The 13018-nt window shown below is 63.4% G+C and carries 11 protein-coding genes and 1 pseudogene; 9 read left to right on the top strand and 3 right to left on the bottom strand.

The features are described 5' to 3' along the window. From ACR2J1_RS02585 to ACR2J1_RS02560, 6 genes are all read left to right on the top strand, one after another. Positions 1 to 766: SufD family Fe-S cluster assembly protein (locus ACR2J1_RS02585; RefSeq protein ID WP_434017792.1), on the top strand; the 766-nt coding region annotated here is incomplete at its 5' end. Positions 767 to 807: 41 nt separating this feature from the next. Beyond that, entirely contained in the window at positions 808 to 1557 is a 750-nt protein-coding gene (gene sufC, locus ACR2J1_RS02580) for a Fe-S cluster assembly ATPase SufC (protein WP_434017791.1), read from the top strand. Between the two features lie 10 nt (positions 1558 to 1567). Continuing rightward, entirely contained in the window at positions 1568 to 2920 is a 1353-nt protein-coding gene (sufD, locus tag ACR2J1_RS02575; RefSeq protein WP_434017790.1) for a Fe-S cluster assembly protein SufD, read from the top strand. Between the two features lie 16 nt (positions 2921 to 2936). Continuing rightward, positions 2937 to 4202, top strand: a complete 1266-nt coding sequence (locus tag ACR2J1_RS02570) for a cysteine desulfurase (protein WP_434017789.1) — start codon at positions 2937 to 2939, stop codon at positions 4200 to 4202. Between the two features lie 4 nt (positions 4203 to 4206). Further along, positions 4207 to 4686: an SUF system Fe-S cluster assembly protein gene (locus ACR2J1_RS02565; protein ID WP_434017788.1), complete on the top strand. Its 480-nt coding sequence runs from the start codon at positions 4207 to 4209 to the stop codon at positions 4684 to 4686. Between the two features lie 44 nt (positions 4687 to 4730). After that, a complete protein-coding gene (locus ACR2J1_RS02560; protein WP_434017787.1) occupies positions 4731 to 5132 on the top strand; it encodes a HesB/IscA family protein in 402 nt (133 codons plus the stop codon). Positions 5133 to 5169: 37 nt separating this feature from the next. On the opposite strand, the gene ACR2J1_RS02555 is transcribed toward ACR2J1_RS02560, so the two are convergent. After that, entirely contained in the window at positions 5170 to 6684 is a 1515-nt protein-coding gene (locus tag ACR2J1_RS02555; RefSeq protein ID WP_434017786.1) for a DEAD/DEAH box helicase, read from the bottom strand. Positions 6685 to 6984: 300 nt separating this feature from the next. On the opposite strand from ACR2J1_RS02555, the gene ACR2J1_RS02550 reads away from it, so the two are divergent. Beyond that, positions 6985 to 7458, top strand: a complete 474-nt coding sequence (locus ACR2J1_RS02550) for a methyltransferase family protein (protein WP_434017785.1) — start codon at positions 6985 to 6987, stop codon at positions 7456 to 7458. Here ACR2J1_RS02550 and parE read toward each other — a convergent pair whose 3' ends face one another. After that, complete coding sequence (gene parE / locus ACR2J1_RS02545; RefSeq protein WP_434017784.1) at positions 7459 to 9540, bottom strand: DNA topoisomerase IV subunit B; 2082 nt, start codon at positions 9538 to 9540, stop codon at positions 7459 to 7461. Between the two features lie 128 nt (positions 9541 to 9668). Then, a pseudogene (locus ACR2J1_RS02540) lies at positions 9669 to 11684 on the bottom strand (PhoX family protein). Positions 11685 to 11760: 76 nt separating this feature from the next. Here ACR2J1_RS02540 and ACR2J1_RS02535 point away from each other — a divergent pair. Beyond that, positions 11761 to 12315 carry a thioredoxin family protein gene (locus ACR2J1_RS02535; protein WP_434017783.1) on the top strand — a complete coding sequence of 185 codons (555 nt, stop codon included), beginning with the start codon at positions 11761 to 11763 and terminating at the stop codon, positions 12313 to 12315. A 114-nt stretch (positions 12316 to 12429) separates the two neighbouring features. Beyond that, complete coding sequence (locus ACR2J1_RS02530; RefSeq protein ID WP_434017782.1) at positions 12430 to 12945, top strand: hypothetical protein; 516 nt, start codon at positions 12430 to 12432, stop codon at positions 12943 to 12945. The last annotated feature ends 73 nt before the right edge of the window (positions 12946 to 13018 follow it).

Below are 13018 nucleotides of genomic sequence, written 5' to 3'. Positions count from 1 at the left end.
CGACAAGGGTGCGTATGTCAGCTATCTCGAGGGCTGCACGGCGCCGATGCGCGACACCACCCAGCTGCACGCGGCGGTGGTCGAGCTCGTTGCGCTCGATGATGCCGAGATCAAATACTCGACGGTGCAGAACTGGTATCCCGGCGACAAGAACGGCAAGGGCGGCATCTACAACTTTGTCACCAAGCGTGGCGATTGCCGCGGGCGCAATTCCAAGATCTCGTGGACGCAGGTTGAGACCGGCTCCGCCATCACCTGGAAATATCCGAGCTGCATTCTGCGCGGGGACAGCTCACGCGGCGAGTTCTATTCGATCGCCATTTCCAACGGCTATCAGCAGGTCGATTCCGGCACCAAGATGATCCATCTCGGCAAGGACACGTCGAGCCGTATCATCTCCAAGGGCATCGCCGCCGGTCATTCCAACAACACCTATCGCGGCCTCGTTTCCGCGCATCGCCGCGCGACCAACGCCCGCAACTACACCAACTGCGACTCGCTCCTGATCGGCGATAAATGCGGCGCGCATACCGTGCCCTATATCGAGGCCAAGAATGCGTCGGCCACGTTCGAGCATGAGGCGACCACCTCGAAGATTTCCGACGATCAGCTCTTCTACTGCATGAGCCGCGGCCTTTCCGGCGAGGAAGCGACCGCCTTGATCGTGAACGGCTTCGTGCGCGACGTGCTCCAGCATTTGCCCATGGAGTTCATGGCCGAGACGCAAAAGCTCATCTCGATCAGCCTCGAAGGCTCGGTGGGTTAGTTCAAACGGATTCAATTCCAGGAAGTTAGAAAGAAGTAGTGATGCTTGAGATCAAGAACCTTCACGTCGATGTCGATGGCCGCGAGATCCTGAAAGGTGTCGACCTGACCCTGCCCGCGGGCGAGGTGCATGCCATCATGGGCCCGAACGGCTCTGGTAAGTCCACGCTCGCTTACGTGCTCGCCGGCAAGGACGACTACGAGATTACCGAGGGCTCCATCACCTGGAACGGTCAGGACTTGAACGACATGGACCCGAGCGAGCGCGCTGCCGCCGGCGTCTTCCTTGCCTTCCAGTATCCGATGGAAATCCCCGGCGTCGCTACCATGACCTTCCTGCGCACGGCGGTGAACGCGGTGCGCAAGGCGCGCGGCGAGGCGGAGCTCTCGACACCCGATTTTCTTCGCGTGGTGCGCGAGAAGGCGAAGCTGCTCAACATCGACCCCGACATGCTGAAGCGGCCGCTGAATGTCGGCTTCTCAGGCGGCGAGAAGAAGCGCAAAGAGATTTTGCAGATGGCGCTCTTGGAGCCCTCGCTCTGCGTGCTCGACGAGACGGACTCCGGCCTCGATATCGACGCGGTGCGCATCGTCGCCGACGGCGTGAATGCGTTGCGCGGTCCGAACCGCGCCATGCTCGTCATCACGCATTATCAGCGCTTGCTGAATTACATCGTGCCCGATCGCGTGCATGTCCTCTCCGCCGGACGCATCGTGCGCTCGGGCGGGCGAGAGCTGGCGCTCGAGCTTGAAAATACCGGCTATGCCGAATTTGGCGGCAAGGCCGCGTAAGGATGTCGTGATGGATTTGCCGGTTAAGCAGTTCAGGACCGAGGCCGAGCAGGCCTATCTCGACGCGTTTGTCGCGGCCGAGAAGGGCCTTCCCGGAGCGGGCGACAAATGGGTTTCTGCCCTGAGAACCAAGGCCATCGAGACCTATGGCCGCCTCGGCCTCCCGCATCGCCGCATCGAGGCGTGGAAATATACCGACCTGCGCTCACGTCTCACCGACGCTCTGCCCCCTGTGCAGGCGACAGGTGTGCCGCTCACGGACGCAGATCTTACCCAGGCGCTCGGGTCCTATATGCTCGCCATGCCGGCCTATCGCCTCGTGGTGGTCGAGGGCGAGCTTCGCGCCGAACTCTCGGACGTCCCGGGTCTGAAGGCCGCAGGTGTCGAGGTTCTGTCCCTTGCCGAGGCTCTCGAGCACGCGCCGTCCTGGCTGAAAGATGTTCTAGGGCAGGTGAACGCGCGCGACGACGACGCGATCCTGGCGCTCAACACTGCCTTGATGATGGGCGGCGCGGTGCTGCGCATTCCCGCAGGCGTCACCGTCGACAAGCCGGTGCATCTGATCCAGCTCGACGGCAGCGGAGAGCCTGTCGGCAGCGTCAGCCGCAATGTCATCGTGGCCGAGGCGGGCGCTTCGATCACGGTGTTGGAAAGCTATGCCGGTCTTGGCGGCCGCGGGCTGCAACGCAATGCCGTCACCGAGGTTTTGGTTGGCGATAAGGCCGCAATAACTCATTACAAGCTTCAGCGTGAAGACAGCGAAGCCTTCCATCTTTCCACGTGGCTCGTGCGCCTCGGCGGCGACGCCCGCTACGATGCCTTCCAGTTTTCGCTCGGTGCGAGCCTGTCGCGCAATCAGATCTATGCCCGCTTCGACGGCGAAGGCTCGTCGGTAGGCATTTCTGGCGCCTTCATGATGCGCGACCGGCAGCATTGCGACACGACCATTCTCGTGGAGCATGCCGTCCCGCATTGCTCGAGCCGCGAGCTGTTCAAGGCAGTGCTCGATGGCGAGTCGCGCGGCGTCTTCCAGGGCAAGATTGTAGTCTCGCCCGGCGCGCAGAAGACTGACAGCAAGCAGATGGCGCAAGCGCTGCTGCTCTCGGAAGCCGCGGAGTTCGACTCCAAGCCGGAGCTGGAGATCTTCGCCGACGACGTGGTCTGCGGCCACGGCGCCACCTCCGGCCAGATCGATGAGGACCTCTTATTCTACCTCGAAGCCCGCGGCATTCCCGAACCGGAGGCGCGTGCGCTTATGGTGCAGGCCTTTGTGGGCGAAGCTCTGGAGCGGCTCGAGAACGAGGAGCTGCGTACCGCGCTTGCCCATGCATCAGCCGAATGGCTCGGAGTCGAGCTCGACTAGGATTGGATCGCGACCGATGACCATCGTGACGCCGACCAAGGGCGAGCTGGCGGTAAGCCCCGTGCCTTACGATTTGGAGCCGATCCGCGCCGATTTCCCCATCCTTGAGACCAAAGTCCACGGCAAGCCGCTCATCTATCTGGATAACGGCGCCTCGGCGCAGAAGCCGAAGCCCGTGCTCGACACGATTCAGCGGGCTTACGGCGAGGAATATGCCAACGTCCATCGCGGCCTGCATTATCTGAGCAACACGTCGACCGCGAATTTCGAGAAGGCGCGCGAAAAGGTGCGCCACTTCCTCAACGCGCGCTCCGACGACGAGATCATCTTCACCCGCAACGCCACCGAGGCCATCAACCTCGTGGCGCAGAGCTTTGGCGGACCGCGCATCCAGGCGGGCGATGAGATCCTGCTCACCATCATGGAGCATCACTCCAACATCGTGCCCTGGCATTTCTTGCGCGAGCGCCAGGGCGCGGTGCTGAAATGGGCGCCCGTCACCGACGCCGGAGAGTTCGAGCTCGATGCGTTCGAGAGGCTGATCACGCCGCGCACCAAGATGATCGCCATCACGCACATGTCGAATGTGCTTGGCACCGTCGTGCCGGTGAAGGAGGTAGTGAAGCTCGCTCATGACCGCGGTATTCCTGTGCTGGTCGATGGCGCGCAGGCCGCCGTGCATTTCCCCGTTGACGTCCAGGACCTCGATGCGGACTTCTATGCTTTCACCGGCCACAAGCTCTATGGCCCGACCGGCATCGGCGTGCTGTACGGCAAGAAAGAGCATTTGGAAGCCATGCCGCCTTATCAGGGCGGCGGCGAGATGATTGGCTTCGTGCGCCAGGAAGAGATTACGTACGCCAAGCCTCCGCACCGCTTCGAGGCCGGCACGCCGGCCATCGTGCAGGCGATCGGCCTTGGCGCCGCCATCGATTATGTCAAGAGCGTCGGGCGCGACAGGATCGCGGCCCATGAGGATGCGCTCATTGCCTATGCCATGCAGCGCCTGGGCGAGATGAACTGGCTGACCATTTTCGGCCGCGCCAGGGGGAAGGGGAGCCTCGTTTCCTTCAATGTCGAGGGGGCCCATCCGCACGATGTGAGCACGATTTTGGACCGCCACGGCATTGCGGTCCGCGCCGGCACCCATTGCGCTGAACCGCTTTTGGCCCGATTTGGCGTGACCTCGACATGTCGGGCCTCATTCGCCATGTATAATACGTTCGAGGAAGTCGATAGGCTGGTCGAGGCCTTGCAGAAAACCCACGAGATGTTCGCCTGAAGGCATGGCTGAAATGATGGAAAAGATACAAGACACGGACGAGGCAAGGGCTGCCGACGCCGCCATGCCAAGCCCCGCTGCCGCTACGCCGGATGGGCCTGCCCTGGGCGAGCCCGGTGCGTCTCCCGCGCCGGCGCCGATCGCTGGCAACGAGCCGTCATCGATTCCGCCGGATGAGCTCGAGCGGCTGCGCACCGATCTCATTGCCGCTCTGAAGACGGTGTTCGACCCGGAGATCCCGGTCGACATCTACGAACTCGGCCTCATCTATCGCCTCGATGTCGACGACGATCGCAATCTCACCATCGACATGACCCTGACCGCCCCCGGCTGCCCCGTCGCCGGCGAGATGCCGGGCTGGGTGCAGAATGCCGTCTCGGCAGTGCCCGGCGTCGGCCAGGTGAAGGTCAATCTCACCTTCGACCCGCCCTGGGAAATGAGCCGCATGTCCGACGAAGCGCGCCTTGCGCTCAACATGTTCTAGGTGCAGCACTTGAACCGCACCCTCAACTGCCCCAACTCGAAGCCATGACCATGCGCCCCAGACCGCAAGTGATGCAATTGACCGAGGCCGCCGCCGAGCGCCTGCGAGCGCTGGTGGCGCAGTCCGGCAAGGATGGCGCCGGCGTGCGCATCGGCGTGAAGAACGGCGGCTGCGCCGGCATGGAATACGTGATGGAATATGCCGAAGCGCCCACGCCGCTCGACGAGATCATCGAGGAGAAGGGCGTCAAGCTCCTGATCGATCCTAAGGCCGTACTCTTCCTGCTCGGCACCGAGATGGACTATCGCAGCGATCGCATGCGCTCTGGCTTCGTGTTCAACAACCCGAACCAGACGAGTGCCTGCGGCTGTGGCGAATCGGTCGCGCTGACGCCAGCGGGCGAAACCGCGCAGGCCGCCGGCGAAGCGCCAGAGCAAGCCTCTTAAATCGCAATCAACGTCAGGAAGTGAAGTGGTCGCGCCCTTACGGGACGCGCACCGGCCGCGTCATGAAGGCGGGGACATGGTCGCCCATGCCGCGCACGCGTGAACGCTCCGACGTCCGGTCTTGCGGACGGTTGGGCTGCGCCTGCCGGCTGGGCTGTGCCTGCCTGTTCGGCTGTGGCTGACAGTGGGGCTGGACGGCAGGGGCCTGCATGGCGGCAGCAGAGGGAGGCGCCTGCGGAGCGGGTCGTTGTGGTTGCGGACGCATCTCTTTCGGCGGGCTCGATGGTATGCAGTCGTGCCCATTGCCGTTCGGCTTGGCGCTTGCTGCAGTCTGCTCGGGCCGCGCTGGACCTTTACCGGGGCTTTTACCACGGCGGGGGCCGCGTCCGGCAGACCGGCCGGAAGACGATTCGGAGTCTGCGGGCCATTCCGGCTGACCGTCGATCGACTGAATCTCCTGACGCAGAATACGCTCGATGGCCTTGATAGCCTTTACATCCTTCGGCGTCACCAGCGTTGCGGCGAAGCCTTCGCAGCCCGCGCGCCCGGTGCGGCCGATACGGTGAATATAGTCCTCGGGATGGATCGGCACATCGTAATTGAAGATATGGCTGACCTCCGGGATGTCGAGGCCGCGGGCGGCGACATCGCTCGCCGCAAGAAACGCAATGGAGCCGTTGCGGAAGGCATCGAGCGTGGCGGTGCGCTGATGCTGGTCCATGTCGCCGTGCAGAGCGCCGACATTGAAGCCATGCCGCAGAAGGGAACGATAGATGATACCGACGTCCTTTTTGCGATTGCAGAAGATGATGGCATTCTTGACATCGATCTCCCGCATCAGGGCGCGAAGCGCTTCGCGTTTGCCGGCCGGATCGTCGGGCACCTTTTTCAGCCTTTGCACGATGGTCGTCGCGGCCGTGGATTGCGGCTCGATCTCGATACGCTCGGGCTGGTGCAGGAACTTATCGGCGAGGCGTTGAATTTCCGCCGGCATGGTCGCGGAGAAGAACAGCGTCTGCCGGGTGAAAGGAAGGAGTTTGGAGATGCGCTCGATGTCGGGAATGAATCCCATGTCGAGCATGCGGTCGGCTTCGTCGACAACGAAGATCTCGATGCCGCTGAGCAGGATCTTGCCGCGTTGCATGTGATCGAGCAGGCGCCCCGGCGTCGCGATCACCACATCGGCGCCACGGCCGAGCTTGCGATCCTGTTCCTCATACGACACGCCGCCGATGAGGAGAGCGACAGTGAGCTTGTGGCTCTTGCCGAGAATATCGAAATGCTCTGCGACCTGGGCCGCAAGCTCGCGGGTCGGTTCCAGGATCAGGGAGCGCGGCATGCGCGCTCGGGCCCTGCCGCGCTCAAGACGCGTCAGCATCGGGAGCACGAAGGATGCCGTCTTGCCGGTGCCGGTTTGCGCGATCCCCAATACATCGCGGCCTGCGACAGCGGGTGGGATGGCTTGGCGTTGGATCGGAGTGGGGTTCGTGAAGCCGGCAGACGTGACGGCGGTTAAAACTTTTGGGCTTAAGCCAAGTTGTGAAAATGTCATGCGTTAGCAAAATTGCGAGGAGTGAAAAGCGCCTCGCACGTTCTTTCTTTCTGGTGGGCGCAAGTAATTTGCTGCAACGATTCGCAGCCAGTGCGCAAGCTTACTTTACATTGCGGGACCGTAGAATGGGCCATCCGCAATAATTCCCTATTCAAATAGGGGGCTCTCCTAACCCGTGCAAGGGGCAAATGGCTGCAAGCAACCGAAACATGCTTAATTGTCACGGGGTGTGATGCATGCGCGTCGGGATCGGATGGATATCGGGGAGGGAGCCGTCCGATCCGCGAAAGGGCCCAATCAATGAGCAATGAAGATCATGCCAACGTCGCAATCAAGCCGCCGCTCCTCTTCCTGGCCGCGCTCGGCCTCGGCTGTCTTTTGAGCCTTGCCGTTCCCATCGGTCCGGCACTCGCATCGCCCAATGGGGCTACTCTTGCCGCGGGCCTCGGGCTTATTGTCGGCGGCCTTGTCCTCGCGGTGCTTTCCGCGCAGCGCTTTCAGCGCGCCGGGACCAGTGTCGTTCCCGATTGGCCGGCCACGGCGCTCGTCACGACCGGCCTCTACGCCAGGTCCCGCAATCCCATCTATGTCGGCCTCATCCTCGTTTATGTGGGCCTTAGCATCGCCCTCACGAGCGTCTGGGCGCTGTTGCTGCTCGTGCCCGTGCTCTTGATCCTTCAGCAGGGTGTCGTGCTGCGGGAAGAGGCCTATCTGGAGCGGAAGTTCGGAGAGGCGTACGCCGCCTACAAAGCCCGCGTGCCCCGCTGGCTCTAATCAGATATCCAGCTCTTCGGGCGCCGCAAACTCGGCCCGCTCCTGGATGAAGCGGAAACGCGCTTCCGGCTTATTGCCCATAAGCTGTTCCACGACGTTGCCGGTCAGGATGCGGTCGTCATCGGCGATATCCACGCGCAACAGCGTACGCACCTTGGGGTCCATCGTCGTCTCTTTGAGCTGCTTCATCGGCATTTCGCCGAGGCCCTTGAAGCGGCTGACCTCGACCTTGCCCTTGCCGCTGAACTCCTTGCGCAGGACCTCTTCCTTATGGGCGTCGTCACGCGCGTAGATCGTCTTGCCGCCTTGGCTCAAGCGATAGAGCGGCGGCACGGCGAGACAGAGATGCCCGCCTTCGATGAGGCCTCTCATCTCGCGATAGAAAAATGTGATCAGGAGGGCCGCGATATGCGCGCCGTCCACATCGGCATCGGTCATGATCACGACCCTCTCATAGCGAAGGTCCTCCTCGCGATAGCGCGTGCCGGTGCCGCAGCCGAGTGCCTGGACGAGGTCGCTCAGGAGCTGGTTGTCGGCGAGCTTCGTGGAGCTGGCGCTCGCCACGTTCAGGATCTTGCCCCGGAGCGGCAGCACGGCCTGGATCGCGCGATCACGTGCCTGCTTCGCCGAGCCGCCGGCGGAATCGCCCTCGACGATGAAAATCTCTGTGCCCGTCGCCTCGCTGACGGAGCAATCCGCGAGCTTGCCGGGGAGGCGGAGTTTCCGCGTCGCGGTCTGCCGCCCGACCTCCTTCTCCTTCCTGCGCCGCAAGCGCTCCTCGGAGCGGTCGACGACCCAGTCGAGCAGGCGGCCAGCCTGGTTCGGGTTGCCTGTTAGCCAATGATCGAAGGCGTCGCGCATCCCGCTCTCGACGATGCGGGTTGCCTCCTGGCTCGAGAGCTTGTCCTTGGTCTGGCCCTGGAATTCCGGCTCGCGCATGAAGAGAGAGAGCATCGCTCCCGCGGTGCCAAGCACGTCCTCGGCGGTGATCTGTTGCACGCGCTTGTTGCCGGTGAGCTCTCCATAGGCGCGCAAGCCTTTGACCAGGGCGGCGCGCAACCCCGCTTCGTGCGTCCCGCCTTCGGGCGTCGGCACGGTGTTGCAATAGGAACTGATGAAGCCGTCCTCGCGCGCGAGCCAAGAGATGGCCCACTCCAACGAGCCGCGCCCTTCGGTTTTGTCGATCTTGCCGACAAACACATCCGCGGTGACCGTCTCCTGGCCTTCGATGCGGCTTGCGAGAAAGTCCTTGAGGCCGCCGGGGAAGTGAAACACGGCGGTGGCAGGCGGCGCCTTGTCGCCCGTCAGCAGGGCCGGCGCGCATGACCAGCGGATCTCGACGCCGCGAAAGAGATAGGCCTTGGAGCGCGCCATGCGGAACAGCTGCTCCGGCCTGAACGCCGCGCCCTTGGCGAAAATTTTCGGGTCGGGCTTGAAGCGGATCTTGGTGCCGCGGCGGTTCTTGACCGCGCCGAGGCTCTGCAGCGGACCGTCCGGCGTTCCGCGCGTGAAGGTTTGGCGGTAGAGCTTTTGCCCGCGCGCGACCTCAACCTCGAGATCTTCCGACAGCGCGTTGACCACGGAGATGCCGACGCCGTGCAGGCCGCCGCTCGTCTCATAGACCTTGGCGTCGAACTTCCCGCCCGAATGCAGCGTCGTCATGATCACTTCGAGCGCGGATTTCGTTTTGAATTTCGGATGCGGATCGACGGGAATGCCCCGGCCATTGTCGCTCACGGTGAGGGAGCCGTCGGCCTCGTACTCGACCTCGATGCGGCTCGCATGCCCCGCCACGGCTTCATCCATCGAGTTATCCAGCGCCTCGGCGAAGAGGTGATGCATGGCGGCGGCATCGGTACCGCCGATATACATGCCCGGGCGCCGGCGCACCGACTCCAGGCCCTCCAGCACCTCGATGTCGGCAGCCGTATAGCGGTCCTCGGCGCTTCGCCCAGCCGGAACGCGCGGCCGCTCCACCGGCGTGTTGCCGCGCGCCGGTGGCCTCCGCGGCTCATCATCGAGCTTCGCGAAGAGGTCTCGCGCCGTCGCTTTCGCCGCTTTCGTCACCTTGCGTTTGGACACCTGGAACCTCTTGCCGGAACAAGGGGCGCAAACCAGCGCCCGCGGCTTTCCCGGACTTGAGCAGAATCAACGCTCGTGGAACTGCCTGCTAGGTCGCACGCAGGCACGGTTTTTTCAAGAAGCCCGTTTCAGGCGATTTTGCCGCCGCCGGTCTTGGTGATGGCGAGCACGGAAGGCCGTGGCGGCACGCCGTCCTTGAAATCGGGCCAGCGAGTCACCGGGTCTTTGAACGTCGAGGCATGCCCGAAGCCGATATAGGACTCCGCGCCGTCGGCGCCGGGGTGCTGCACCGCAAGAAAGAGCGTTTCGCCGTCCGGCGTGAAGCAGGGGCCGCAGAGTTACGCACCGATGGGCGCGCGGAAGAAGAGCTTCGGCGTGCCGCGCGAGGGGCCTTGGGTCTCGAGCGCGTAGAGGCCGTCCGAGCGGCCGGTGCGCGGCCAGTTTTCGCCCTGGTCGGTCGCGATCCAGAGCCGGCCTTTATTGTCGACGCAGGCATTGTCGGGCGAGGCGAACCAGCCATTCTTGGATGTGGCTGGATTCCACAGCGCGCCGACTTTGGCGTTAGCGGGGTCGCTGCAGCGCACGAGAATATCCCAGGCGAAGCTGTCGGCGGCATGGTCGCCACCGGGCGGCGTCATCTCGATAATGTGCCCGAAGGCGTTATCCGCCCGCGGGTTCGCCGCGTTGACCTCGTCGCTCTTGCGCTTTGTGTTGTTGGTGAGGAGGACATAGACGCAGCCATTGACCTCGTTTGGCTGCACGTCTTCGGGCCGGTCCATACGCGTCGCTCCGAGAAGATCGGCGGCGATCCGCGCGTCGATCACCACGTCGGCCTGCGATTTGAAGCCGAACTCCGGCGTCAGCCATTGGCGGCCGAACTCGAGCAGCAGCCAGGCCATGCTGCCGTCCGCGTCGAAACGCGCGACGGAGAGGGTGCCTTTCGACAAGAGGCTTTTGTTGGCGTCGCGATTGTTAGGGTCGTAGCGTCCCTCGGAGACGAAGCGATAGACATACTCGCCGCGTCCGTCGTCACCGCAATAGACCACGACGCGGCCATCCTTATTCACGACCGTCTCCGCGCCTTCGTGGCAGAAGCGGCCGAGCGCGGTGCGCTTCGCCGGCACGGAGTTAGGATCGAGCGGATCGATCTCCACGATCCAGCCAAAGCGGTTCGGCTCGTTCGGCTCCTTGTCGACATTGAAGCGGTCTTGGAATTTGCCCCAGGCCTGCCACAGGCCGGGAACGCCGTAACGCTTGTAGCTTGCCGCCTGATCTCCCCCGAGGCCCTTCGGGCGAGCGCCGCCGGGCACGCAGGCACTGCTCCAGAAATAGCCGTGAAAAGTTCTCTTCCGCGGTGAGGTAGGTGCCTCACGGGGTCTTGCCGCCGGCACAATTGTTCAAGGTGCCGACGATGCGCGTGCCGATCGGATCGGCGCTGGTCTTCAGCCGCGCGTCCCCTGCAGCAGGGCCGTCCGCCGTCATCTCTGTGCTGCTTGCGCTGAGACGCCGGTTGTATCGGCTGTCCAGAACGGGCGCCCAGTCGTCCCCGTTGCGGGCGATCTCGACAATGCTAACCCCGTGCGCCGCCATCTCGATGTCGACGAGTTTGGCGGTCATCTTCTCGAAGCCGGACAGGTCCTGGCGCTCGTCGATGCCGGGGAACATCACCTCCTCGTTGGTATATTCGTGATTGACGCAAAGCAGCCCGCGCCTGCCGCTGTCGTCGAGCGGGAAGAAGGCGATGTAGTCGTTATTGTAGCCGAACTGCTCCAGCTGCACGGTGGCGCTTTGGCCGGACGGGTTGAAGTCGGGCGCATCGGCGAAAATCGGATCGCCCCATCTGAGCAAGACCTGCGCGCGATAACCGGGGGCGACGTGATGGGTCTCGTTATTGCCTGCTGCGAGTTCGGTAAAATCGAAGCGCTCCACCGCCGTTCCGGCCCTGGCGCCGCCGCTCGTGAACGCGCTCGGGCCGAACAAGGCGGCGGCGCGGCCGCGCCCAACGTCCCGCGCATGAGATCGCGCCGGCTGAAGCGCTGGGCGATGACGTCACCGAGTGTTTCCCCAGCCTCGGGGCTGCGGGGCACGTCGTCATGGGCCTCGAACGCTGCCGCCCTGTTGCAGAGACCACCTATTCTCGCCATATCCCAATCAATTCCCAATGACCCTGGCGCCGAAACTAGTGCGGTGCCGTGACAGATTTGCGAACAGGAGCGGCGCATGGCGGAAGAGACACCCATTTGCAACTTCGGCTGGAACGCGCCGCCCTTTACGCTGCCGGGCGTCGACGGCAACGCCTATCGCCTCGCCGATCTGAGCGGCCCGAACGGTACGCTCGTGATGTTCATCTGCAATCACTGCCCCTATGTGAAGGCCGTGATCGACCGCGTGGTGCGCGACGTGAACGAGCTTCGGGGATTTGGCGTGAGCGCCGTTGCGATTTCTTCCAACGATGCCGAGCATTACCCGGACGACTCCTTCGCCAACATGAAGCGGTTTGCCGAGGTTCATGCGTTCACGTTTCCCTATCTTTACGATGAGAGCCAGGACATCGCCCGCGCCTACGATGCCGCGTGCACTCCGGACTTCTTCGGCTTTAATGCAGACCTTGAGCTGCAATATCGCGGCAGGCTCGATGCAAGCCGGAAGGAAGCCGCGAGCCCAGACGTGCGCCGCGACCTGTTCGAGGCCATGAAGCTCGTTGCCGAGAGCGGGCACGGGCCTAAGGAGCAAATCCCCTCCATGGGCTGCTCCATCAAGTGGAAGGCCGCCTGACCCAGCGGCTGCTTCCGCGCCGCGCCGTTCACGCCTGCTTAACCTTACCCCTTACCGCTTTCTTTACGCGCCGCTCTCTAACTTGTCTCAAAAGCGGGGGAGTTCGGTTGCGACATGGTGCTTCGCTATGTCTTTTTGATAGCGCTTGCCACGGGCGCGGTTTGGGCCGCGTTCAACGCTGGCGCGAGCCAGGCTCAGCTCTTGCTCGTCGACGCCGGCCAGTCGGGCCTCGACGCGAAGACGATGCATCTCTGGGCGCTTGGCGCCATTGCGGCTGTGATCGGCTTCTCGCTCTGCCGCTTCGTCATCTTCGGCCTGCCGGCCATGATCGACAGCTGGTACCAGGGCAGCAAGAACTGGATTTACACCGTCATTTTCGGCGCCGCCATTCTCGGCGTCTTCTATTTCATGGAGCCACAGCAAGGACCGGCGGGCGGGGCATTGCCTGCGAACGATCCTGGGGCCCTGATGGAGCCTGCCAATGAGCAGAAGGATCCGCTCGTGGCGCAAGTGGATCCGATCGCTCCGATAATCGAGCCGGAGAATTCAGAGGATAGGGGGAGCCTGACTGCGCCTTCATCGTCAGATCCGCGCACCGACGGGGGAGCGCGGGGAGGTGAGGACGGTTAGCGTGTCAGGCCGAAAAGTGGGGCGGTCGCATCAAGCGGCCGCCCCATCTTCTTAGCCCGTAAGCGTCGCTAGA

This window comes from Methyloceanibacter sp. (genome assembly GCF_050999895.1).
In the GTDB taxonomy this organism is placed as follows: domain Bacteria; phylum Pseudomonadota; class Alphaproteobacteria; order Rhizobiales; family Methyloligellaceae; genus Methyloceanibacter.
Note: the sequence above shows the minus strand (reverse complement) of the source record. Positions and strands in the feature narration are given on the sequence as shown.